The following is a 23,150-nucleotide window of genomic DNA, read 5'->3' on the forward strand; positions in this document are numbered from 1 at the left end:
CTGCTCCGGGGGTCTTCACACGAACTTCACGGACGGGAGAGACATGAGCGCCATCGGGTGGCGGTTGCACGGGAACGGGAAGACGGTCGCGCCGGGGGACGTCGTCGACCCGGACGAGCGGCTGACCTGGCCGCGGACCATCGGGATCGGCATGCAGCACGTCGTCGCCATGTTCGGCGCGACGTTCCTCGTGCCGCTGCTCACCGGGTTCTCGCCCGCGACGACGCTGTTCTTCTCCGCGATCGGCACCGTCGGGTTCCTGCTCATCACGCGCAACCGGCTGCCGAGCTACCTCGGGTCGAGCTTCGCGTTCATCGCCCCGATCGGTGCGGCGACGATGTCGCAGGGCCAGTCCGTCGCCGTCGGCGGCATCCTCGTCACCGGCCTCGTGCTCGCCGCGGTCGGCCTGCTCGTGCACGTCGCGGGCGCGCGATGGATCGACGTCGTCATGCCGCCGATCGTCACGGGCACGATCGTCGCGCTCATCGGCCTCAACCTCGCCCCGGCCGCGTGGGACAACTTCGAGAAGGCGCCGGTCACGGCGCTCGTCACGCTCGGGTCGATCATCATGGTGAGCGTCTTGTTCAAGGGCATCCTCGGGCGCCTGTCGATCCTGGTCGGGGTCGTGGTCGGCTACGTCGCGGCGCTGCTCCAGGGCGAGGTCGACTTCACCGACATGCGCAAGGCTGACTGGATCGGGTTCCCCGAGTTCGTCACGCCCACGTTCGACGTCGCCGTGCTCGGCCTGTTCGTGCCCGTCGTGCTCGTGCTCATCGCGGAGAACGTCGGGCACGTGAAGTCGGTCGCGGCGATGACCGGCAAGAACCTCGACGACCTCACCGGCCGCGCCCTCTTCGCGGACGGCCTCGCGACGACGTTCGCGGGCATCGGCGGCGGGTCCGGCACGACCACGTACGCCGAGAACATCGGCGTCATGGCGGCGACGCGCGTCTACTCGACCGCGGCGTACTGGGTCGCGGCGGCGACCGCCCTGGTGCTCTCGCTCTCGCCGAAGTTCGGCGAGCTCATCGCGACCATCCCCGCCGGGGTCCTGGGCGGTGCGGCGACGATGCTCTACGGCATGATCGGCATCCTCGGCGCGCGCATCTGGGTGCAGAACAAGGTCGACTTCTCCAACCCGGTCAACCTCACGACCGCCGCCGTGCCGCTCGTCGTCGGCATCGCGAACTTCACGTGGGTCGTCGGCGACCTGACGTTCGAGGGCATCGCGCTCGGCACCGCGGCGGCGCTCGTGATCTACCACCTCATGCGGACCATCGCGCGGTGGCGCGGCACGACCCAGGAGCCCGCCAGCCCCGCGTCGGCCCCCGGCGGCGACGAGCCGATCGTCCACGACGCGGTCGAGGACGCCCGCTGACGGACTCCCGCCCGATGCCGAACCCGGGATCTCTCCCCAGCCGAAGCCTTCGCTGGGGAGCGGGCCCGGGTTCGGCGTCCTCACGTCACGCGGCACGACGGCGTCCCGTCGACAGGAGCGCGCGGCGGACCGTGGTTGCGACGCGGCCCGGCACGCGGGTGTCGGCGGAGGTGAATCGAAGCATCGCCGCGACGTCGCCGGTCACGAGGTCGTTGTGACGTTCCCGGTCGGCGAACGCGGCGCTCGGGGTGTCGTGGAACTCCGCGCCGTCGGCCTCGGCGACGACCCAGCGGCCGTCGTCGAGCAGCCAGCCCAGGTCGCCGCGCCGTTCCCGTCCGCTCGACCCGACCAGCGGGACCTGGAGCGTGTCCGGCGGGACGCCGCCGTCGACGCAGTCGAGCCGTACCCAGGTCTCCAACGGTGACTCCGCGCGACAGTCCGCGAGCTCCCACCACGAGTGCGTCCGCGCGACACCCCGCCGACCACGGGCGTGGTCGTGCGCGCGGTCGAGACCTTCGGGCGTCACCAGCCCGAGGTGGAGAGCCGAGTCCATGACCGCCACGGCCCAGGGGCGGTCGAGCTCGGGCACCGCCTGGGCCAGCGCCCACTCGGGGGCGGCCACGTACCGGTCGCCGACCCGCACGACGGTCATGCCGTCGTCGAACATGCGCAGCCGGATGCCGTCGCGCGACTCGAGGGAGCGGGCACCCGGCAACGTCGCCTGGGGGACGACGCGCGCGGGCAGTCCCGCGACGCCGAGCAGCGCGAGCGCGCACGGCCCGACGGCGATCGCCTCGGGGCCGAAGGCGAGCAGCGCCGCCCAGGCAGCACGGCGGCGTCGGGAGTCGGGCGGACGCGCCTGCCAGGGTGTCGCGTCGAGGTCGTACACGCCGGCGGTGATCCGTGACCAGGACCCCGAGCGCACGAGGCGGGTCAGGACGTTCCGACCGACCCCGGCCTCGACGCACTGCCTCGTGCAGACGAGCGACTCCTGCTGGGCGGCGACGGCACGCAGGGCTTCCGGTACGGGAGAACGGGGCGGCATGGGTCGCATCCCAGCGCACCTGACGTCGTCGGAGGGGCTCGCCGGACGCCCCTGTGGAAGGGACCCCGCAACCGAGGGACTGTGGAACCCGTCGAGTCACTCCCCGCCTCGCGGGGGGCCGACCCCTGGATCGCTCCTCCCACGCGCGCGTCCAAAGGGAGAAGTCCAGGGTTCGCGCCAACCCGGGATCTCTCCCCAGGAGGTGCCGCGCGTGAGGAGCGATCCCGGGGTCGGCACCGGGGCGCCGGGTCAGAGGTGGAGGCCCAGGACCAGGCCCTCGTCGACGTCGAGGCGGGTGAAGCCGAGGTGCTCGTAGAAGCCGATCGCGGAGACGTTGTCCTCCGCGACGCCGAGGTGGACTCCCGGGGCCCCGGCGGCGCGGAGGGCGTCGAACAGGGCCGCCATCAGCCGACGGCCGTTGCCGCCGCCCTGCGCAGCGGGGAGCAGGTCGACGTGGAGGTGCGCGGGGTAGTCGGGGAGCACCGAGGGGTCGGTGAGGTGCGGGCGGTGGATCTGACGGACGAGCGCCTCGTCGCGCGAACCCTCGGGGAAGCTGCCGAGCGGGTAGCGCTCGCGCAGCGGGGGCCACCACTCCCGCTCGGACCGTGCCTCGAACGCGGCGGTGTCGCGCGCCCCCAGCACGTAGCCCGCGGCCACGCCGTCGGCCTCGACGACGAACGCGAGCGACGGCTCGAGGGCGAGGTACGCCCCGAGGTAGACCTCGCCGAGCAGCCGCGGGTCGGTGTACAGCGCGGTCGCGTCCGCGCCGGACGCGCCGGTCCGGAGGCAGATCTCGTAGAGGCGGTCGACCTCGTCGGGGTCGGTGGTCCGGGCGGGCCGGAGGGGCAGGGTGCTCATGGGTACCGTTCGGCGGTCGTGAGGCTCGGCGGGCGCCGGGCGAGGGACGTGCTCAGCCCTCCGCGGGCGGCACGGGCAGCGGCTGCGGGGTGATCTCCTCGATCGCGACGCACCCGGCGCGGCTCTCGAGCGGGACGTCGCCGGACAGGCCGACGAGCTCGGGGTCCACGACGTCCTCGAAGTCGGCACCCACGTAGAGGTCGACGGTGGCGTCCTCGCGCGCGTCGAGCACGAGGCCGGGGTTGTCGTAGTGGGCGGCGAGCGTGTACGCCTGCGCGAGGCCGGCGGCTCCGAAGTGGATCTGCGTCCGCGCCATGACGTCCGACTTCTCGTCGCCGTCCAGGTCCGGCGCGTTGCCCGTGGAGAGCACCGTGAAGCCGCGCGACGTGAGGAGGTCCTGGTTCAGGCGCCCGAGCGGGGCGTCCTTGCCGGACGCGTTGTAGACGTTGACCTGGATGTCGCCGGTCGCCACCGGGAGGGTGCCCTCGGGGAGGCAGGGGACCTCGACGTGCGCCAGGTCGTCGACCGCCTCGGGTGACGACAGCGGCCGGTCGAACGGGGCGTCGATCGCGCCCGTGTACACGGCCAGCGCACCGAGCCCGACGACGGCGAGCGCGGCGATGAGGAGCCCGAACACGACGGCCTGGCGCTCGTGCATGCGTCGGCGACGCTCGGCGCGCGCGGTGTCGGGGCGGGTGGTCACGCCAGAAACCTACCGGACCCCGCGCTCATCGCACGGTCAGGACGCGGGCGTGCAGGATGGCGCGCTGCTGGAGCGCGGCCCGCACGGCGCGGTGCAGCCCGTCCTCGAGGTAGAGGATGCCCTCGTACTCGACGACGTGGGCGAAGAGGTCGCCGAAGAACGTCGAGTCCTCGGCGAGGAGCGCGTCGAGGTCGAGCGTGCGCTTGGTGGTGACGAGCTCGTCGAGGCGCACCTGACGCGGGGGCACCTCGGCCCAGTCGCGGGCGGTCACCCGGCCGTGGTCCGGGTAGGGGCGCCCGTCGCCGACGGCCTTGAAGATCATGCGGCACATCCTAGAGGCCCGACGGCGGCCCGTGCCCAGGTCGTCGGGGTGTCGGTCACGCGGTCGTCACGATCTCCCCACGAGGAGCACCCGCGTCCTTCGCGTCAGCGGGCGTCGGGGCGGACCCGGAGCGGGCGCGCGCGGCCCAGCCGGCGTCCGAGGTGGAGCTGGACGAACAGCGTCGCGATGCCGGCGACGAGCAGCCCGGCGACGTTCACGAGGAGCTGGACGCCCGCGCCGAGCGCCTCGTCCCACGCCCCGACCGCGAGGGTCAGGCCGATCGTCCCGACGGCGGGCACCGTCGTGATGGAGATGAAGACGCCGACGAGCGCGGCCGACTTGGCCGTGGTGAGCGAGAGCACACCCGCGACGCCCGCGAGGAGCGCGATGACGAAGGACCACGCGTCGGGCGACACGATGAACTCCGTCTGCGCCCCGGTCGTCGCCTGCTCGAACGTGATGAGGCCCGCCGCGTAGGCGAGGCTCCACACCGCCCAGGCGACCGCGGCGCACCCCGCGAACCCGCCGAGGAGCGTCGCCAGCGCCGACCCGGCGATCCCGCGCCGCCGTCGCACGACCGCGTAGCAGATCGCCGCGATGGGGGCGAACTCCGGCCCGACGACCATGGCCCCGATGATGAGGATGGGCTGGTCCAGCAGGCGACCGACCCCCGCGATGAGGGTCGCGAGCAGCAGGAACACGAAGAACGTGGCGGAGGGCCGGGAGTCCTCGCGCGACGCGTCCGCGAGCTGCGCCCACAGCACCCCGTCGGCGGGATGGCCGGGGGCCGCCCGCTCGGCCGCGACCGCGGCGTCCGACACGACCGTCACGGGCTCCGTGACGACGATGCTCCCGTCGGCCGGGACGCCCGCGTGCCGGAGCGTCCGCATGACGTTGTTCGCGTTCTCCCGCGCCATCTCGAACCAGAGGACGTCGCCGCGCCCCTCGAGCGCCGCGCCGGGCACGACCGCCAGGTCGCACACGGTGGGGTCGGCGTCGAGGACGGGACGCAGACGTTCGGCGAGGTCGTGCCCCGCGGTGACCCGCACAGTCAGCATGGCGCCATCGTGCCAGGCGGGCGCGGGCCGTCGGCGCGGCGCCCCGTCAAGGTTCCGGCAGAGGGCGTCAAGGTTCCGTCAGAGCCCCGTCCGGAGCCCTCCGGCCGGGCGTAGAACGGCAGTGCGCCCGGGTTCCGGGTGCCGGCACGGCGCCCGCCACGAGCGCCGGCCGACCGTCGTCGAGAAGGCGTTCCCACCATGGCCGACCTGGCCTTCCTCCTCCTCACCGTCGCGTTCTTCGCGACGGTCGCGCTCGTCGCGCGTCGTCACGGCTCCTCGGGAGGCACCCGGTGATGATCCTCGACTGGATCGCGCTCGGCGCCGTCGTCGCCGTGCTGGGCTACCTCTTCGTCGCGCTGCTCCGCAGCGACCGGGCCCGGTGAGCGCCGTGCCGACGACGGTCGACGCCGCGGTCGTGTGGGCGGCCGTCGGTCAGGTCGCGCTCCTCGTCGCGGCGCTCGCGGCGGTGCACGCGCCGCTCGGTGCGTACATGGCGCGCGTGTACACCTCGTCGCGCCACCTGCGGGTGGAGCGCGCGGGCTACCGGCTGGCGCGCGTGGACCCCGACGCGGAGCAGCGGTGGAGCACCTACCTCTTCTCCGTGCTGGGCTTCTCGCTCGCCTCGGTCCTGCTCCTCTACGGGCTCGGCCGGCTCCAGGACCACCTGCCGATGAACCTCGGGTTCACGGGGCTGGACCCCGCGGGCGCGTGGAACACCGCGGTCTCGTTCGTGACGAACACGAACTGGCAGTGGTACTCCGGCGAGGCGGCCGCGGGCCACCTCCTGCAGATGGCCGGCCTCGCCGTGCAGAACTTCGTCTCGGCCGCCGTCGGGATGTCGGTCGCGATCGCGCTCGTGCGCGGGTTCGCCCGCTCGGGGACCGACGCGCGGGTCGGCAACTTCTGGACCGACCTCACCCGCTCCGTCGTGCGGATCCTGCTGCCGATCGCGTTCGTCGCCGCGGTCGTGCTCGTGGCGAACGGCGTCGTCCAGAACCTCAGCCCGCACACCGCGGTCGAGACGCTCGCCGGCGGCACGCAGCACGTCCTCGGCGGTCCGGTCGCGTCCCAGGAGGCCATCAAGGAGCTGGGGACCAACGGCGGCGGGTTCTTCAACGCGAACTCGGCGCACCCGCTGGAGAACCCGAACCCGTTCACCAACGTCTTCGAGATCTTCCTCATCCTGCTGATCCCGTTCACGCTCCCGCGCACGTTCGGCCTCATGGTGGGCGACCGCCGTCAGGGCTGGGCCGTCCTCGGCGCGATGGCCGGGCTGTTCGCCGTCGCGCTCGCGCTGACCACGTGGGCGGAGCTCGCCGGCCCGGGTGCCGCGCCGCAGGCGGCCGGTGCCGCGCTGGAGGGCAAGGAGACCCGGTTCGGCCTCGCCGCGAGCGCCCTGTTCGCGACCGCGACGACCGGCACGTCGACGGGCGCGGTCAACGCGATGCACGACTCGCTCACCGCACCGGGGGGCGGCGTCGTCCTCTTCAACATGCTCCTCGGCGAGATCGCCCCCGGCGGCGTGGGCGCGGGGCTGTACGGGATGCTCGTGCTCGCCGTCGTCGCGGTGTTCGTCGCGGGCCTCATGGTGGGTCGCACGCCCGAGTACCTGGGCAAGAAGATCGGCCGCCAGGAGATCACGCTCGTCGCGCTCTACGTCCTGACGACCCCGGCGGTCGTGCTCGTCGGCACGGCGCTCTCCGTGGTCCTGCCCGACGGCCTCGCCGGTCAGCAGGAGGGCGGCCCGCACGGGCTCACCGAGGTGCTGTACGCCTTCGCGTCGGCCGGGAACAACAACGGCTCCGCGTTCGCCGGGCTGTCGGCCGGGACGCCGTACTACAACACGCTCCTCGGGCTCGCGATGCTCGTCGGCCGATTCGTCCCCATCGCGCTCGTCCTCGCCCTCGCGGGGCGCCTCGCCTCGCAGCGCTCGGTGCCGCCGTCGGCCGGCACGCTGCCGACCCACCAGCCGCTGTTCGTCGGCCTGCTCGGCACGGTCGCGCTGGTGGTCGTCGGCCTCACCTTCGTCCCCGTCCTGTCCCTCGGTCCTGTCGTGGAGTCCCTGTCATGAGCACCCCGCTCGCTTCCGTCCCTCAGCTGCCCGGCACCCCGGCGTCCCCCGCGGAGGCGCCCGACGGCGGCGCGCACCACGACGACCACCGCGGCGGGCGTCGCGCGCCGCGGGCGCTGTCCCTCGCGCAGGTGGGCGCGGCGCTGCCGGCCGCGGTGCGCAAGCTCGACCCGCGCGTGCTGTACCGGTCGCCGGTCCTGTTCGTCGTGGAGATCGGTGCCGTCGCGACGACGGTCCTCGCGGCGCTGGACCCGGACCTGTTCTCGGTCCTCGTCGCGGTGTGGCTGTGGGCGACGGTCCTGTTCGCGACGCTCGCCGAGTCGGTCGCGGAGTCGCGCGGCAAGGCGCAGGCGTCGAGCCTGCGCGCGACGCAGCGCAGCACCACGGCGCGCCGTGTGGACGCGCCGACCGACACGCTCACGGCGGGGTCCAGCCTGCACCTGCTGCCGACGGTCGACGTGCCGTCGTCCAGCCTGCGGGTGGGTGACGTCGTCGTGGTCGTCGCGGGGGAGACGATCCCGGGCGACGGCGACGTGATCGAGGGCGTCGCGTCGGTCGACGAGTCGGCCATCACGGGGGAGTCCGCGCCGGTGATCCGCGAGTCGGGCGGGGACCGCTCGGCGGTCACGGGCGGGACGGTCGTGCTGTCCGACCGCATCGTCGTGCGGATCACGGCACCGGCCGGCCAGACGTTCGTCGACCGGATGATCGCGCTCGTCGAGGGCAGCGAGCGTCAGCGCACCCCGAACGAGATCGCGCTCAACGTGCTGCTCACCTCGCTGACGATCGTGTTCGTCCTCGCCGTCGCGACGCTCCAGCCGTTCGCGGTGTACTCGGGGGCACGGCAGTCGCTCGTGGTGCTGGTCGCGCTCCTCGTGTGCCTCATCCCGACGACGATCGGCGCGCTGCTGTCCGCGATCGGCATCGCGGGCATGGACCGCCTGGTCCGGCGCAACGTGCTCGCGATGTCGGGCCGCGCGGTCGAGGCGGCGGGCGACGTCGACGTGCTGCTGCTCGACAAGACCGGCACGATCACGCACGGCAACCGGTTCGCGACCGAGGTGCTGCCGGTGGGCCACGTGAGCGCGGCGGAGCTCGCCGACGCGGCGCGCCTGGCCTCGCTGTCCGACGAGACCCCGGAGGGGCGCAGCATCGTCGACCTCGTGACGTCGATGGACGGGCGTCCCGCGGCGGACCTGGTCCGGGAGACCGCGGGCGCGGAGTTCATCCCGTTCACGGCCCAGACCCGGATGTCGGGCGTGGACCTGCCCTCGCCCGACGGCGGCGTGCGGCGCGTGCGCAAGGGCGCCGGCTCGGCGGTGCAGCGGTGGGTGCACTCGACGGGCGGGAGCGTGACGGGTCCGGAGACGGACGAGCTCGCGGCCCACGTGGAGACGGTGAGCGGGCAGGGCGGGACGCCGCTCGTGGTGGCCGAGCAGGTGGCGGACGGTCCGGCGCGCGTGCTCGGCGTCGTCCGGCTCAAGGACGTCGTCAAGGACGGGCTGCGCGAGCGGTTCGACCAGCTCCGCGCGATGGGCATCCGGAGCGTCATGGTGACGGGCGACAACGCGATCACGGCGCGGGCCATCGCCGCCGAGGCGGGCGTGGACGACGTCCTCGCCGAGGCGACGCCGGAGGACAAGCTCGCCCTCATCCGGCGCGAGCAGGAGGGCGGTCGCCTCGTCGCGATGGCCGGCGACGGCACGAACGACGCGCCCGCGCTGGCCCAGTCCGACGTCGGCGTCGCGATGAACACGGGGACGACCGCCGCCAAGGAGGCGGGCAACATGGTCGACCTCGACTCGAACCCGACGAAGCTCCTGGAGATCGTCGAGATCGGCAAGCAGCTCCTCATCACGCGCGGCGCGCTCACCACGTTCTCCGTCGCGAACGACGTCGCGAAGTACTTCGCGATCCTGCCCGCGATGTTCCTGGGCGTGTTCCCCGCGCTCGAGGTGCTCAACGTCATGCACCTGTCCAGCCCGCAGTCCGCGATCCTCTCCGCGGTGATCTTCAACGCCCTGATCATCGTGGTCCTCGTCCCGCTCGCGCTGCGCGGGGTGCGTTACCGCCCGGCGTCCGCGTCGGCGCTGCTCCGGCGCAACCTGCTGATCTACGGGCTCGGCGGCCTCGTGGCGCCGTTCGTCGGGATCAAGCTCGTCGACCTCCTCGTCTCCCTCCTCCCGGGCTTCTGATCCCGGTGCCGAAAGGAACTCCCGTGCCCAGCTCCTCTCAGGTCCCGTCCGGAGGCCGCCCGTCGACCGCCGGCGGCGCCGTCTCCTTCGTCCGGCAGTCGTGGGCGGGGCTGCGCGTCCTGCTCCTCATGACGCTCCTGCTCGGCGGGCTCTACCCGCTCGCGGTGACGGGCGTCGGCCAGGCCGCCTTCGGGTGGCAGGCCGACGGCTCGCTCGTCCGCGCCGACGGCACCCGGGCCTCGTCGGTCGACGACGCCGGGGCGGACGGCGCCCCTGTCGTCGGGTCCGTCCTCGTCGGCCAGGCGTTCGGCGAGCCGGGGACCGCGCCCGAGTGGTTCCACGGCCGCCCGTCGGCGGCCGGGGACGGCTACGACACCCTCGCGTCCGCGGGGTCGAACCTGGGGCCGAACAACCCCGAGCTCGTCGCCGCGATCGAGGCGCGCCGGGCGGCCGTCGCCGCGGAGGACGGCGTCGACCCGGCGACGGTCCCGCCGGACGCCCTGACGGCGTCGGCCTCGGGCCTCGACCCGCACGTGTCGCCCGCGTACGCGTACCAGCAGGTCGACCGCGTCGCGGCCGCGCGCGGGCTCGACCCGGCGGCGGTGCGCGCGCTCGTCGACGACGCCGCGGCCGGGCGCGTGGCCGGCGTGCTGGGCGACCCGCGCGTGAACGTGCTCGCGCTCAACCTCGCCCTCGAGGAACTCGCGCCCGCCGGCTCGGACGCGCCCTGACGTGCGACGTGATGGACTGCGCACATGAGTGCCGACACGCCTGACGGGCGGCGCCGGGGGAGGCTGACGGTCTACCTCGGCGCCGCGCCGGGCGTCGGCAAGACGTTCGCGATGCTCGACGAGGCGCACCGTCGCCGGTCCCGCGGGACCGACGTCGTGGTGGGCCTCGTCGAGACGCACGGGCGCCCGGCCACGGCGGCGAAGATCGGCGACCTCGAGGTGGTCCCGCGCCGCGCCGTCGGGCACCGGGGCGTCGAGCTCACCGAGCTCGACGTCGACGCCGTCGTCGCACGCGACCCGGACGTCGCGCTCGTCGACGAGCTCGCCCACACGAACGCGCCGGGCTCGCGCCACGCCAAGCGGTGGCAGGACGTGCACGACCTGCTGGCGGCCGGGATCGACGTCGTGACGACGGTGAACGTGCAGCACCTGGAGTCGCTCACGGAAGACGTCGAGGCGATCACGGGGGTGCGGCAGCGCGAGACCGTCCCCGACCACGTGGTGCGCGAGGCCGACCAGATCCAGCTCGTCGACCTCTCGCCCCAGGCGCTGCGGCGGCGGCTCGCGCACGGGAACGTGTACCGGGCCGAGCAGATCGACGCGTCGCTGTCCTCGTACTTCCGCGAGGGCAACCTCACGGCGCTGCGCGAGCTCGCGCTCCTGTGGCTCGCGGACCGCGTCGACGACGCCCTCACGCGGTACCGCGCCGACCACGCGATCTCCGGGACGTGGCCGGCGCGCGAGCGCGTCGTCGTGGCCGTGACCGGCGGGCCCGAGAGCGCGACGCTGCTGCGCCGCGGCGCCCGCATCGCCGAGCGCGCGGCGGGGTCCGAGCTCCTCGCCGTGCACGTGCTCGCGACCGACGGGCTGCCCACGGCCTCGCCCGCGGCGATCGCCGCCGACCGCGCCCTCGTCGAGTCCCTCGGCGGGACGTTCCACACCGTCGTGGGGGAGGACGTCGCGTCGGCCGTCGTCGACTTCGCGCACGGCGCGAACGCGACGATGGTGGTCGTCGGCGTCTCGCGGCGCTCGCGGTGGCGCGAGGCGTTCCTCGGGTCCACGAGCGCGGAGATCGCCCGGCTCTCGGGCTCGCTCGACGTGCACCTCGTGACGCACGAGCGGGCCCGGTCGGGACGGGTCGCGCGGCGCGGCTGGAGCCCGGTGTCCGCCCGGCGGCGCGTCGCGGGGTTCGTGCTCGCCGTCGCCGGCCCGGCGGGACTCACGGCCCTGCTCGACGCCTCCCGGGGAGCGATCGGGCTGTCGACGCAGGTCATGCTCTTCCTGGCGCTGTCGATCGGCGTCGCGCTCGTCGGCGGCATGTGGCCCGCGCTGGCCTGCGCCGTCGTCTCGTTCCTGTGCCTCAACTGGTTCTTCACGCCGCCCACGGGGCTGCTCACCGTGGCCGACCCGGAGAACCTGCTCGCCCTGCTCGTGTTCGTGCTCGTCGCGGCCGCGGTCGCGTCGGTCGTCGACCTCTCGGCCCGGCGCACGGTGCAGGCCTACCGGGCGCGGGCGGAGGCGTCGACCCTCGCCGCGCTGTCCCGCTCGGTCCTGTCCGGGGAGGACACGGCCGAGGCCGTCGTCGGTCGGCTGGCCCAGACCTTCCAGCTCCGGCGGGTCGCGATCGAGGAGCGGTCGCGCGCGGACGGGCGCGGGCGCGAGTGGTCGACCATCGCGGTCGCGGACCGCGCCGCCGACACCGGGGGGCCGGCCGGGAGCGGGTCCCGACGACGCCCCGGGGGCGATGACGAGACCCGGACCGTGGTGAGCGTCGACGACGACCTCCGGCTCGTGCTCGACGGCCGTCCGCTGCCCGCGGGCGACCGCCAGGTGCTCGAGGCGTTCGGCGCGCAGGCGGGCATCGTGCTGGAGTACCGCCGGCTGCGCGAGGAGGCGGCTCGAGCCGCCGTCCTGGCCGAGGCGGACGCGACCCGCACGGCGCTGCTCGCCGCCGTCTCGCACGACCTGCGCACCCCGCTCGCCGCGATCCGCGCCGCGGTCGACGGGCTGCGCTCGCCCGAGGCGGTCCTGGAGCCGCAGGACCGGACGGCGCTCGTCGAGACCGCGGCGTCCGAGACCGGGCGGCTCGAACAGCTCATCGACAACCTGCTCGACCTCTCGCGCCTGCAGACGGGCTCCGTCGCCCCGGTCCTGCGCGACGTCTCGCTCGAGGAGATCGTGCCGGTCGCGGTCGAGCCGCACGGCCCGCGCGTCGTGCTCGACGTGCCCGAGGACCTGCCGCTGGTGCGCACCGACCCCGGCCTGCTCGAGCGCGTCGTCGCGAACGTCGTCGCCAACGCGGTGCGGTTCGCGCCCCCGGGCGAGCCCGTCCGCGTCCGGGCGTCCGCCTCGGGCGGGATCGTCGAGGTGCGGGTCGTCGACCTCGGGCCGGGGGTGCCCGACGAGGCCAAGGAACGGATGTTCGAGTCCTTCCAGCGGCTCGGTGACGCTGCCGGCCACGGCGTCGGGCTCGGGCTCGCCGTCGCGCGCGGGTTCTCCCGCGCCGTCGGGGCGACCCTCGTCCCCGAGGACACCCCGGGCGGAGGCCTCACCATGGTCCTGACCGTCCCCGTCGCGCCGCGCGACGCGGCACGCCCCGAGCGGGAGGAGAGCGCGTGAGCGACGACCCGGCGACCCACCACGTCCTCGTCGTCGACGACGACCCCGGCCTGCTGCGCGCCATCGCCATCACGCTGCGCACGCACGGCTGGCGGGTGAGCACCGCCACGTCGGGCGGGGCGGGCATCGACCTCGTCGCGACGGACACGCCCGACGTCATCCTCCTCGACCTCGGTCTGCCCGACCTCAGCGGCTTCGACGTCATCCGCGCGGTGCGCGCGTGGAGCACCGTGCCGATCGTCGTGCTCTCCGCCCGCCACCTCGGCGACGACAAGGTCGACGCGCTCGACGCCGGCGCCGACGACTACGTCACCAAGCCGTTCGCGATGCCCGAGCTCATGGCGCGGCTGCGGGCCGCCGTGCGGCGGTCGGCGGGCACCGCCCGGGACGGGTCCGCCGTCGTCGAGGCGGGCGACCTGCACATCGACCTCGCCCGCCGCCGCCTCCTGCGCGGCGGCGTCGAGGTGCGGCTGAGCCCCACCGAGTGGGCCCTGCTCGAGATCCTCGTCGCGCAGCGCGGGCGGGTCGTCGAGCGCGAGCACCTCCTGCGCGAGGTGTGGGGGCCGACCGCGACGCGCGACACCCACTACCTGCGGGTCTACCTCGCGCAGCTCCGCCGCAAGATCGAGGACGACCCGGCGGCCCCGCGCCACCTCATCACGAGCCCCGGCATCGGCTACCGGTTCGAGGAGTGACCCGCCGCGTCGTCGACGAGGCGCGCCAGCTCGCGCACGACGGCGCCCGGCAGCGCGGGCGGGAACAGCAGCGCCCGCTGCAGCTCGCCCGCGCGCCAGCCGTCGCACGCGAGCGCGGCGAGCACGAGCGACGACGGCGCGCCCTCCTCGCGCCACGCGCGCAGCACGAGCGCGTGCACCTCGTGCTGCCCCTCCGGGACGTCGTCGCGCGCGACGCCGCCGAGCGCGTACAGGCGCAGGAGCGCCGCGGCCTTGCGCGAGTCGTCCAGCGCCGCGACGGACGCGGCCACCGCCGCGCGCGACGGGTCGAGGCGCAGCGGGGACAGGTCGTCGAACCCGGACTGCAGCACCTCGAGCGCGACGTCGTCGACCAGCGTCTCCGCGTCGCCGAACATCGCCAGCAGCGTGGACTCGCTGCGGTCGCAGCGGCGCGCGACCGCGGCGAGCGTGAGGTTCTCGACGCCCTCCTCGAGCGCGACCCGCAGGACGGCGTCCACGAGCGGGCGCTCGTCGTCGCGGAACGGGTCCTCGTCGAGGTCCACGTCGCGGAAGACGACGGCGCTCGCGGGCGGACGCACGTCCGCGTACCGGGAGAGGTTGCCGAGCAGGTCCTCCCACTCGGCCTCGGTGAGCGCGTACGCGTCCTGGTAGAGGCCGAGCCACGTCCCCTCGAGCGCGAGCGCCGCGACCCACGTGCGCGGGTCGGGGACGCCGGAGCCGCCGCCCGGCGCCGGGCTCGGCTCCTGGGTGGGGATCGCGGCGACCCACTCGTGCAGGGTGGCCCTGGCCGAGCGCGTCGCGTCGCTCTGGTCGGGCGTGGACATGACCGTCACCTCCGTGGTCGGGCACAGTGGACCGAGCCTATCCGGAGGCCCCCACGGCGACGCGAGGTAGAGCCCTGGTCCGCCGAGGTAGAGGCGTGGTCAGGGCACGGGCCGACCAGGCCTCTACCTCGCGCTACCAGGCCTCTACCTCGGCGTCACGGGCGGGGGACGTCGCGGCGGCGGAAGCCCGCGAGGCCCAGCGCGACGAGCGCGACGGCGAGGAGCGTGAGCCAGACGAACGGCCACGGCTCGACGTCGGCGCCCGGGAGCTGCGGGACGTGCCAGAACGGGGAGACGCCGCTGGCCCAGGACGGCAGGTCGAGCAGGGCGCCGAACATCGTCACGACGAACGAGTACGCGAGGAGCGCCCAGGCGAGCGACGCGAGGCCCGGCCGCCAGCCGAACGCGGCGACGGCGACGCCCGTGACGACCGCGATCGCCGGGAGGTAGGCGAACGACGCGGCGAGGTAGTCGCCGAGCCCGAACGCGTCCTCGCCGACGCTCAGCGCACCGAGCCACAGCCCGACGGCGCTCACGACGAGCAGCACCGACGTCCCGACCAGGGTCACGACGAGCTGGGCCCCGAGCCACCGGACGCGCCCGACCCCGGTCGCGAGCACGGGCTCGAGGCGTCCCGCCGTCTCCTCGCCGCGGGCCCGCTGGGCCGACGCGACGGCGAACCCGCCCGCGCCGAGCCCGAGGAACAGCGCCATGACGGCGACGAACCCGCCCACGAGGTCGGAGGCGTCGCCGAGCATCTGCGCGATCTCGGGGTTGTCGGCGACCATGTCGCCCACCGAGTCGACGAACGTCCCGCACGCGAGCGCGGTGACACCGACCCCGATGCTCCACGCGAGCACGGACGCGCGCTGCTGGCGCCACGCGAGGGCGAGCGGGCTCGCGAGCCACGCGGCGGCGTCGGGCCGCCCCGCGCGGGGCGGGACCAGGCCGGCACCGAGGTCGCGCCGCGCGGCGAGCGCCGCGCCCAGGGCGAGGAGCAGCACCACGAGGACGGCCGAGAGGCCGAGCGGCCACCAGCGCAGGTCGACGAACGCCCGGATCTGCTGGGCCCAGCCGATGGGGGAGAGCCACGAGACCCAGCTCCCGTGCTCCTCCTGGACGTCGCCGACCGCGCGCAGCAGGAACGCGACGCCGAGCACGGCGAGCGCGAGACCGCTCGCGGCGCGCGCGTGCTCGGTCACCTGGCTCGTCACGACCGCGACGGCGGCGAACACGAGCCCCGTGACGCCCACCGCGGCGCCGAGCGCGAACGAGTCGACGGCCTCGAGCCCGGTCGCGACGAGGACGGCCCCCGTCGCGAGCGCGATGGCGGCGTTCGCGACGAGCGCGGCGACGAACGCGGCGGTCGCGGGGGCGTGGCGCCCGACGACCCCGGCCCGGACGAGCTCCGCCCGGCCGGTCTCCTCCTCGGCGCGCGTGTGCCGCACGACGAGGGAGATGCTCATGATCGCGACGGCGACCATGACGGTGAGCGCCATCTCGTTCGCGATCATCGCGCCGAGCGTGTAGTCCTCGATCCCGTACTGGGGACCGGACAGCATGATCCCCGCGGGGCTGGACACGAGCGCCGCGCGCGCCTGGCGGTCGGCCGCGGTGGGGTAGAGCGTGTCCAGCGCGACGGCCGCGTACCCGAACAGGAGCGCGATCGACGCGGTCCACACGGGGATGCGGACGCGGTCGCGCCGCAGGACGAAGCGCAGCAGCGTGGTCCAGCCGGTGGCCGCGCGGCCCCGCCGGTGCGGCTCGGGCGCGACGGCGGCGCGTCGCCCCCGCGGTGGTGCCGCCGTGCGGGCGGTCCCGGGGGCGCTCACAGCGCGCCCGCCCCGTCGAGCACGGCGAGCTCGTCGCCGTAGTGGCGCAGGAACAGCTCCTCGAGCGACGGCGGGTTGACCGTCACGGACCGCAGCCCGAGGTCGGTGAGCGTGCGCAGGACGGCCTCGACGTGGTCGTTGTCGACGTCGAACCGTGCCCGCGTCCCGTCCGCGCCGGGCTCGACGACGAGGTCGTGCACGCCGTCGTGGGTGTCGAGCGCGGACGGGTCGCGCTCGGTCACGGCGGTGACCGACGAGCGCGTGAGGTGGCGGAGCTCGGCGAGCGTCCCCGACTGCACCGTGCGCCCGGAGCGGATGATCGTCACGGTGTCGCAGAGCTTCTCGACCTCGGCCAGGATGTGGCTGGAGAGCAGGACGGAGCGGCCCTCGGCCGTCACCTCGCGCACGCACTGCGTGAACACGGACTCCATGAGGGGGTCGAGGCCCGACGTCGGCTCGTCGAGGACGAGCAGCTCGACGTCGGACGCGAACGCCGCGACGAGCGCCACCTTCTGCCGGTTCCCCTTGGAGTACGTGCGCGCCTTCTTCGACGGGTCCAGCTCGAAGCGCTCGAGCAGCAGCTTCTTGCGCTGCGGGTCGACGCTCCCGCGCAGCCGGGTGAGCAGGTCGATCGCCTCGCCGCCGGTGAGGTTGGGCCACAGGCTCACGTCGCCCGGCACGTAGGCGAGGCGCTTGTGGAGGTCGACGGCGTCGTGCCAGGGGTCTCCGCCGAGCAGCCGCGCGCTGCCGGAGTCGGGCCGCAGCAGCCCGAGCAGCACGCGGATGGTGGTCGACTTGCCCGCGCCGTTCGGTCCGAGGAACCCGGCGACCTCGCCCGCGCGGACGGTGAGGTCGAGGCCGTCGAGCGCCTGCACGTGGCCGAAGGCCTTGCGCAGGTCGTGCACCTCGACGGCGGGGGTCGTGCTCGTCATCGCGTCTCCTCCTGGTGGGTGGTGTGCTGCAGGTAGGCGTCGAGCAGGGTCGTCTCGACGAAGAGTCCCTCGGTGAAGACCTCGAGCGCGGGGAGCATCACGCGCTCGACGTACTCGCGCAGGTCCGCCTCGGGGTCGCGCGGCTCGGCCCGCTCGCGCAGCGCGCCGTCGACGAGCAGGGACCCGAGCGAGACGGAGACGAGGTAGCGCGCGCGGGCCGCCTCGTCGCGGCTCGGGCGGATGACGCCCGCGGCGACGCCCGACTCCATGTACTCGAGCGTGACCTGCGTGAGGTGCTCGACGAACGACCGGGCGAGGTCCCCGCCCGCCTGGAGGCTGCGCAGCGTGTACTCGAACACGGGCGCGTAGTCCTCGATCCCGGCGAGCTGCGCGAACAGTCCCATCGGGCCCGCCGCGGGGTCCTGCGGCGAGATGGCGTCGGTCTTGGCGGCGCGCACCGCGTCGAACACGTAGTCGTCGCACGCGCGGCGCAGCCCGTCCTTGGAGCCGAAGTGGTGCACGACGAGCGCGGCGCTCACGCCCGCGTCGGCGGCGATGGTGCGCAGCGGCGCGCCGAACCCGTCGCGCGCGAAGCGCGAGACGGCGGCGTCCCGGATGCGGGCGCGGGTCGTGAGGTCGTCGGTGCCCGACGGCGCGGGGCGGCCGCGGCCGGTCGGCGAGGGCTGGTCTGAACGCACGTTCAATAGACTAAACACCCGTTCAACAAGTGTCCACCCGCGAGGGAGCGCTCTGTCGCGACCTGGCCCTTGACGCCGACGACGGCGCCGGGTTGAGTGGAGGTCACGACGCGATGGGAGCGCTTCCATCCGTCGTTTCCGCACCCCCGTGTCGATCGAAGGAGATCCGCATGAGACGTCGTGCCGTCCTGTCCGCCGTCGCCGCTCTCGCGCTCGCGAGCCCGCTGCTCGCCGCCGCCGGGAGCGCCGGCGCCGCCCCCGTCCCGACCCCTGCCGCACCCCGGGCGACGGCCGCCCCCGCGGCGGACGACGTCGTCGGGCCGGGGACCCGCCTCTACGTGGACCCGTTCTCCACGACCCTCCAGGCCGCCGCCGCGCTCACGGGCCAGGCCCGCGCCGACGCCCAGCTCCTCGGGTCCTTCCCGTCGGCCTCGTGGTTCACGGGCGGCACGCCCGACGAGGTGCGCGACGACGTCGCGTCCGTCGTCCGGGCGGCCGCGACCGACGGGTCGGTGCCGACCGTCGTCGTCTACAACCTGCCGTTCCGGGACTGCGCGCAGTACTCCGCGGGCGGCGCCGCCGACACGGCCGCCTACACGGCCTGGGTGGACGCCGTCGCCGAGGGGATCGGCGACGACCCGGCGATCGTGATCCTCGAGCCGGACGGGCTCGGGATCATCCCCTGGTACACCGACATCAACGGCAACCCCGAGTGGTGCCGGCCGGCCGAGCTCGACCCGGAGACCGCCGCGGCCGACCGGTTCGTCCAGCTCAACCACGCCGTCGACGCGCTCACGGCGCTCCCGGCCACCTCGGTCTACCTCGACGGGACGCACAGCGGGTGGCTCGGGGTCGGCGACATCACCGACCGCCTCATCAAGGCGGGCGTCGAGCGCGCCGCCGGTGTGTTCGTCAACGCGTCGAACTACGTCGAGACCGAGCGCCTCGTGAAGTACGGGACGTGGATCAGCGACTGCGTCAACCTGTCGGTGAACAGCTGGTGGGAGCCCGCGTGGTGCGCGAGCCAGTACTACCCGGCGAACCCCGACGACGTCGAGACCTGGGGCCTCACCGACGCCGCGTACGCCCAGGCCTACGCGGACACGGGCGTCGTGCGCGACCCGGCGGCCCAGAAGCACGTCGTCGTCGACACGAGCCGTAACGGCCAGGGGCCGTGGACCGCGCCGTCCGGCGTCTACGCCGACCCCGAGGTGTGGTGCAACCCGCCCGACCGCGGGCTCGGCGAGCGACCGACGACGGACACCGCGGACCCGTTCGTCGACGCGTACCTGTGGATCAAGGTGCCCGGCGAGTCCGACGGCAAGTGCTACCGCGGCACCGGCGGCCCGCTCGACCCCGCACGCGGCATCGAGGACCCGGCGGCGGGGCAGTGGTTCGTCGAGCAGGCCGCTGAGCTCCTCGCGCTCGCCTCGCCCGCCGTCGAGCGCCCGACCTGCGAGGTCGCGTACACCGTCCACGGGACGTGGCAGGGCAAGAAGGGCAGCGGCTTCATCGCCCAGGTCGAGCTCCGCAACACCGGCGCGTCGCCGCTCGACGGCTGGGAGCTGCGCTGGACGCCCGACGGGGACCAGCGGCTCACCGACGTGTGGGGCGCGCAGGCGGGCCGCGACGGCGCCGCCCTCACCGCGCACAGCCTGTCGTGGAACGCGCGCGTGCGACCGGGCGCGACGGCGACGTTCGGCTTCGTCGCGTCGGGCGCGCCGGGCGCCGGCCCGCAGCTCGTGACCCTCGGAGGGCGCCCGTGCCACGTCGTCTGACCCGTGGCCGCGGCTCCCCGCACGACGTGCGTCGTGGAGATCACGGGCACTGGGGACGAGAGACCCCTGCCGTTCCGGGCCAGACACCCGTAGGCTGGGGGTAGCCGTCGGCGGCACCGCCGGCGCCACGTCCCGGCGCGTCGGACCGTCGGGACGTCGAGAGGCCCGTCGCACTCGTGCGACGGGCCTTTTCGGTCCCGGCGGCCGGACGTGGTGCGACGGACGACGACGAAGGGCCCGCCGCGAGTGCGGCGGGCCCTTCGGTCTGCGGAGGATGGGGGATTCGAACCCCCGAGGGCTGTTAACCCAACACGCTTTCCAAGCGTGCGCCATAGGCCACTAGGCGAATCCTCCTGGTGCGACGGCCGACGCGCACACGGCGCACCGACGGCAGCGCAACGAGGATACCGGACCGCGGCGTCCGGGCCGAATCGCCCCCGCGCCCGACCGGGTTTCGGGTGGGGCGCCGACCTGGGCTAGGGTGGGCGCAGACCCCTCGTGCGGCATCATCTCGCCGAACTCCCCCAGGGCCGGAAGGCAGCAAGGGTAGGTGAGCTCTGGTGGGTGTGCGAGGGGTCCTTCGCGTCCCGGGGCCGCGGCGGACCCGAGCGGTCGAGGTGCAGCCTCGGCCCCGGCGTGGTTCTCTGCCCGTGTGACCGGGGAACCGCAGCCTCCGTCGTCGACGGGGCGCCTGGTGCGCCTGGTCGTCCCGGCGCTCCTGGTCGGCGTGCTCTGCGCCCTGACCCTTCTCGCGCTCTCGGCGCTCGCCACGTGGATCCAGGACCTCGTGTGGGACCGGCTGCCCGCGGCGTGGGGCCTCGCGACGACGGAGACCTGGTGGACGGTCGTCGTGCTCACCGTCACGGGCCTGCTGGTCGGCGCGACGATCCGGTGGGCACCGGGGCACGCGGGGGTCGACCCCGCGACGACGGACCTCGTGACCGCTCCGCTCCCGCTGCGTGCCCTGCCCGGCCTCGCCCTCACGCTCGTCCTCGGCCTCGCGGGCGGCGTCAGCCTGGGGCCGGAGAACCCGATCATCGCGATCAACGTCGCCCTCACGGCCTGGCTCCTGTGCCGCCCCCGGCTGGGCGTGCCGGTGCAGGGTGCCGTGGGCCTGGCGATGGCCGCGACGATCGGGGCGATGTTCGCGACGCCGGTCGCGGCCGCGCTCGTCCTGACGGAGACGCTCGCCGAGCGGGGCGACGCGCCGGGACCGCTGTTCGACCGGCTCTTCGCCCCGCTCGTGGCCGCCGGGGCCGGGGCCGTGACGATGCTCGCGTTCGACGCGCCGACGTTCGCGATCGACCTCCCCGACCATCCCGGGCTGCACGTCGGCGACGCGCTGAGCGCCGCGGTCGTGGCCCTCGTCGCCGCACTGCTCGCGCTCCTGGCCGTCCTCGCCCTCCCGTGGGTCCACCGCGCGTTCCACGCGCTGCGGCACCCCGTCCTCGCCCTCGGTGCCGCCGGTCTCCTGCTCGGGCTCCTCGGGGTCCTCGGAGGGCCGCTCACGCTCTTCAAGGGGTTGGCGCAGATGAAGGAGCTGTCCGAGGAGGCCGACACGCTCGCCTGGTCGGCGATCCTCGTCCTTGCCCTCGTCAAGCTCGTCGCCCTCATCGTCGCCGCGGGCGCCGGCTTCCGGGGCGGTCGGATCTTCCCGACGGTGTTCGTCGGCGTGGCGGTCGGGCTCGCGGCATCGTCGCTCGTCCCGGCCGTGCCCGCGGCGGTCGCGGTGTCGGCGGCCGTCCTCGGGGCCGTGCTCGTCGTGAGCCGGGACGGGTGGCTCGCGCTCTTCATGGCGGCCGTGACCGTGGGCGACGTGCGGCTCATCCCGGTGCTGTGCGTCGCGATCCTGCCGGTCTGGCTGGTCGCGCGGGTGATGCCGCCGATGCGCGTGGACCCTCCCGCGGACGGAGCGCCCGAGTTCGCCGCCCTGGCCCGGACGTGAGCGGCGGTGTGGCGCAGATCTCCCCGTTCGGTCGTCGCACGGCCCTCATGACCTGGCCAGGTGCCCGCTTCGTCCCGGTCTGAGGCCGGGGATTCCCGGCATGCGACCATTTCTCCGTCCACATCATGGACAATCTGGCCCGGGGATTGGCGTCCGGGGTGCCACCGTGCTCATGATGTCGGCATGACCCGGAACCACGTCGTCACCACGACCCCGCGCGCAGCGTCCTGCGCCGGCACGTCGTGCTGTCGTGGCGTGCGCACCGGGCGAATGTGCGGCTGCTGACGCCGTCGTGACCCGCAGGGAGACCTGCGCCGCACCCGCCGCGTCGTCCTGACGACGACGCCCCGCTCGCCGCGTGGCTGATGGCCCGCCGGAAGCACCCCGAACCCCACCGCCTCGCAGGGCCGTCCCTGCACCACCGGCCGCGCCGGTCGCCACCCGTGACCGTCGTCGCCGCCACCGGAAGGAACCCCCATGTCGTTCTCGACCACCCGCAAGCGTCTGACCTGGACCGCGATCGCCGCCACGGCCGCCCTCACCCTCACCGCCTGCGGCGGTGGCGACGACACCGCGGGCGGCGCCGCGAGCGGCGACGCCGCGGACCCGATCCGCGTCGGCGTCGTCGGCGCGTCCGACGACAAGTGGGCGGTGTTCCAGGAGCAGGCCGAGGCCGAGGGCATCGAGATCGAGCTCGTCGACCTCCAGGACTACACGCAGGCGAACCCGGCGCTGTCCCAGGGCGAGCTCGACGTCAACCAGTTCCAGCACCTCCAGTTCCTCGCGGGGTACAACGTGGACGCGGGCGACGACCTCCAGCCGATCGGCGCGACCGCCGTCTACCCGCTCGGCCTGTACTCGTCGAAGCACACGTCGCTCGAGGAGATCCCCGACGGCGGCCAGGTCGCCGTGCCGAACGACCCGACCAACCTCGCCCGTGCGCTCCTCGTGCTCCAGGAGGCCGGCCTGGTCGAGCTCAAGGACGGCGGGAGCTCCATCTCCACCGAGGCCGACGTGCTGCCCAGCTCCAAGGTGACGGTCACGCCCGTCGACGCCGCGCAGACGCCGATCCAGCTCCAGTCGGTCGACGCGTCGATCATCAACAACGACTTCGTCGAGGACGCGGGCCTCAAGCCCGAGGACGCGCTCTTCCAGGACGACCCCGACTCCGACGCCGCCAAGCCCTACATCAACGTGTGGGTCGCGCGGGCCGAGGACAAGGACGACGAGACGCTGCTCAAGCTCGCCGAGATCTCGCACTCGCCGGAGGTCGTCGAGGCGGAGAAGAAGGCGTCGGGCGGCACCGCCGTCATCAAGGAGAACACGCCCGCCGAGCTCCAGGAGATCCTCGCGGGCATCGAGGACGACATCCGCAACTCCTGACGTCCCCGCGAGGGCGGGCGCGCGCGTCGCGCCCGCCCTCGCGCGCCGTCGTGCCCGGGGGAGGACGATGGCAGGCGAGCGGC

Annotated in this window: 19 protein-coding genes, 1 tRNA gene and 1 other RNA gene; 11 read left to right on the top strand and 10 right to left on the bottom strand. The window is 74.5% G+C overall.

All coding sequences use genetic code 11. The features are described 5' to 3' along the window. Positions 1-43 precede the first annotated feature (43 nt). Complete coding sequence (locus ABWU78_RS04485) at positions 44-1,378, top strand: uracil-xanthine permease family protein (protein ID WP_439157673.1); 1,335 nt, start codon at positions 44-46, stop codon at positions 1,376-1,378. An 85-nt stretch (positions 1,379-1,463) separates the two neighbouring features. On the opposite strand, the gene ABWU78_RS04490 is transcribed toward ABWU78_RS04485, so the two are convergent. The 5 genes from ABWU78_RS04490 to ABWU78_RS04510 form a co-directional block, all read right to left on the bottom strand. After that, positions 1,464-2,423 carry a type IV toxin-antitoxin system AbiEi family antitoxin domain-containing protein gene (locus ABWU78_RS04490; protein WP_439157674.1) on the bottom strand — a complete coding sequence of 320 codons (960 nt, stop codon included), beginning with the start codon at positions 2,421-2,423 and terminating at the stop codon, positions 1,464-1,466. Positions 2,424-2,672: 249 nt separating this feature from the next. Next, positions 2,673-3,281, bottom strand: a complete 609-nt coding sequence (locus tag ABWU78_RS04495; protein WP_253054019.1) for a GNAT family N-acetyltransferase — start codon at positions 3,279-3,281, stop codon at positions 2,673-2,675. 52 nt (positions 3,282-3,333) lie between these two features. Then, complete coding sequence (locus ABWU78_RS04500; RefSeq protein ID WP_253054017.1) at positions 3,334-3,984, bottom strand: LytR C-terminal domain-containing protein; 651 nt, start codon at positions 3,982-3,984, stop codon at positions 3,334-3,336. 25 nt (positions 3,985-4,009) lie between these two features. Next, entirely contained in the window at positions 4,010-4,306 is a 297-nt protein-coding gene (locus ABWU78_RS04505) for a type II toxin-antitoxin system VapB family antitoxin (RefSeq protein WP_353708341.1), read from the bottom strand. A 104-nt stretch (positions 4,307-4,410) separates the two neighbouring features. Further along, a complete protein-coding gene (locus ABWU78_RS04510) occupies positions 4,411-5,364 on the bottom strand; it encodes a DUF389 domain-containing protein (RefSeq protein WP_439157675.1) in 954 nt (317 codons plus the stop codon). A 293-nt stretch (positions 5,365-5,657) separates the two neighbouring features. On the opposite strand from ABWU78_RS04510, the gene ABWU78_RS04515 reads away from it, so the two are divergent. Genes ABWU78_RS04515 through ABWU78_RS04540 form a run of 6 tightly spaced genes read left to right on the top strand, consistent with a single transcriptional unit; the run spans position 5,658 to position 13,675 of the window. Beyond that, positions 5,658-5,747: a potassium-transporting ATPase subunit F gene (locus ABWU78_RS04515; protein ID WP_253054013.1), complete on the top strand. Its 90-nt coding sequence runs from the start codon at positions 5,658-5,660 to the stop codon at positions 5,745-5,747. 5 nt (positions 5,748-5,752) lie between these two features. Further along, entirely contained in the window at positions 5,753-7,435 is a 1,683-nt protein-coding gene (gene kdpA / locus ABWU78_RS04520) for a potassium-transporting ATPase subunit KdpA (RefSeq protein WP_353709482.1), read from the top strand. After that, positions 7,432-9,630, top strand: a complete 2,199-nt coding sequence (kdpB, locus tag ABWU78_RS04525; protein ID WP_353708343.1) for a potassium-transporting ATPase subunit KdpB — start codon at positions 7,432-7,434, stop codon at positions 9,628-9,630. Before kdpA ends, kdpB begins: the two co-directional genes overlap by 4 nt. Positions 9,631-9,653: 23 nt before the next feature. After that, the gene (gene kdpC, locus ABWU78_RS04530; protein WP_439157676.1) at positions 9,654-10,361 is read left to right on the top strand and encodes a potassium-transporting ATPase subunit KdpC; all 708 of its coding nucleotides are present in this window, start codon (positions 9,654-9,656) and stop codon (positions 10,359-10,361) included. 24 nt (positions 10,362-10,385) lie between these two features. Continuing rightward, a complete protein-coding gene (locus ABWU78_RS04535) occupies positions 10,386-12,980 on the top strand; it encodes a DUF4118 domain-containing protein (protein WP_439157677.1) in 2,595 nt (864 codons plus the stop codon). After that, positions 12,977-13,675 (top strand): response regulator, encoded by a 699-nt coding sequence (locus ABWU78_RS04540; RefSeq protein WP_253054007.1) that lies wholly within the window; start codon positions 12,977-12,979, stop codon positions 13,673-13,675. The genes ABWU78_RS04535 and ABWU78_RS04540 overlap by 4 nt, the downstream gene beginning before the upstream one ends. Here ABWU78_RS04540 and ABWU78_RS04545 read toward each other — a convergent pair. The 4 genes from ABWU78_RS04545 to ABWU78_RS04560 all read right to left on the bottom strand — a co-directional run bounded on the left by ABWU78_RS04545 (position 13,657) and on the right by ABWU78_RS04560 (position 17,961). Further along, positions 13,657-14,499: a hypothetical protein gene (locus ABWU78_RS04545; RefSeq protein WP_439157678.1), complete on the bottom strand. Its 843-nt coding sequence runs from the start codon at positions 14,497-14,499 to the stop codon at positions 13,657-13,659. The genes ABWU78_RS04540 and ABWU78_RS04545 overlap by 19 nt on opposite strands. 155 nt (positions 14,500-14,654) lie before the next feature. Next, positions 14,655-16,331: an ABC transporter permease gene (locus ABWU78_RS04550; RefSeq protein WP_439157679.1), complete on the bottom strand. Its 1,677-nt coding sequence runs from the start codon at positions 16,329-16,331 to the stop codon at positions 14,655-14,657. Continuing rightward, positions 16,328-17,263 (bottom strand): ABC transporter ATP-binding protein, encoded by a 936-nt coding sequence (locus tag ABWU78_RS04555; RefSeq protein ID WP_253054001.1) that lies wholly within the window; start codon positions 17,261-17,263, stop codon positions 16,328-16,330. Before ABWU78_RS04555 ends, ABWU78_RS04550 begins: the two co-directional genes overlap by 4 nt. After that, complete coding sequence (locus ABWU78_RS04560) at positions 17,260-17,961, bottom strand: TetR/AcrR family transcriptional regulator (RefSeq protein WP_253053999.1); 702 nt, start codon at positions 17,959-17,961, stop codon at positions 17,260-17,262. Before ABWU78_RS04560 ends, ABWU78_RS04555 begins: the two co-directional genes overlap by 4 nt. Before the next feature lie 170 nt (positions 17,962-18,131). Between ABWU78_RS04560 and ABWU78_RS04565 the strand changes: the two genes are divergently transcribed. Further along, positions 18,132-19,739 carry a glycoside hydrolase family 6 protein gene (locus ABWU78_RS04565; protein WP_439157680.1) on the top strand — a complete coding sequence of 536 codons (1,608 nt, stop codon included), beginning with the start codon at positions 18,132-18,134 and terminating at the stop codon, positions 19,737-19,739. 268 nt (positions 19,740-20,007) lie between these two features. Here the strand turns inward: ABWU78_RS04565 and ABWU78_RS04570 are convergent. Next, positions 20,008-20,093: transfer RNA gene (locus tag ABWU78_RS04570), tRNA-Ser, on the bottom strand. A 133-nt stretch (positions 20,094-20,226) separates the two neighbouring features. Between ABWU78_RS04570 and ffs the strand changes: the two genes are divergently transcribed. The 3 genes from ffs to ABWU78_RS04585 all read left to right on the top strand — a co-directional run bounded on the left by ffs (position 20,227) and on the right by ABWU78_RS04585 (position 23,067). Next, positions 20,227-20,323: signal recognition particle sRNA small type (gene ffs, locus ABWU78_RS04575), an RNA gene on the top strand. A 68-nt stretch (positions 20,324-20,391) separates the two neighbouring features. After that, positions 20,392-21,684 (top strand): ion channel protein, encoded by a 1,293-nt coding sequence (locus tag ABWU78_RS04580; protein ID WP_439157681.1) that lies wholly within the window; start codon positions 20,392-20,394, stop codon positions 21,682-21,684. A 477-nt stretch (positions 21,685-22,161) separates the two neighbouring features. Continuing rightward, the gene (locus ABWU78_RS04585; RefSeq protein ID WP_439157682.1) at positions 22,162-23,067 is read left to right on the top strand and encodes a MetQ/NlpA family ABC transporter substrate-binding protein; all 906 of its coding nucleotides are present in this window, start codon (positions 22,162-22,164) and stop codon (positions 23,065-23,067) included. Positions 23,068-23,150 lie beyond the last annotated feature (83 nt).

The sequence above is a fragment of the Cellulosimicrobium sp. CpK407 genome (assembly GCF_051844275.1).
GTDB classification, from domain to species: Bacteria; Actinomycetota; Actinomycetes; order Actinomycetales; family Cellulomonadaceae; genus Cellulosimicrobium; species Cellulosimicrobium cellulans_G.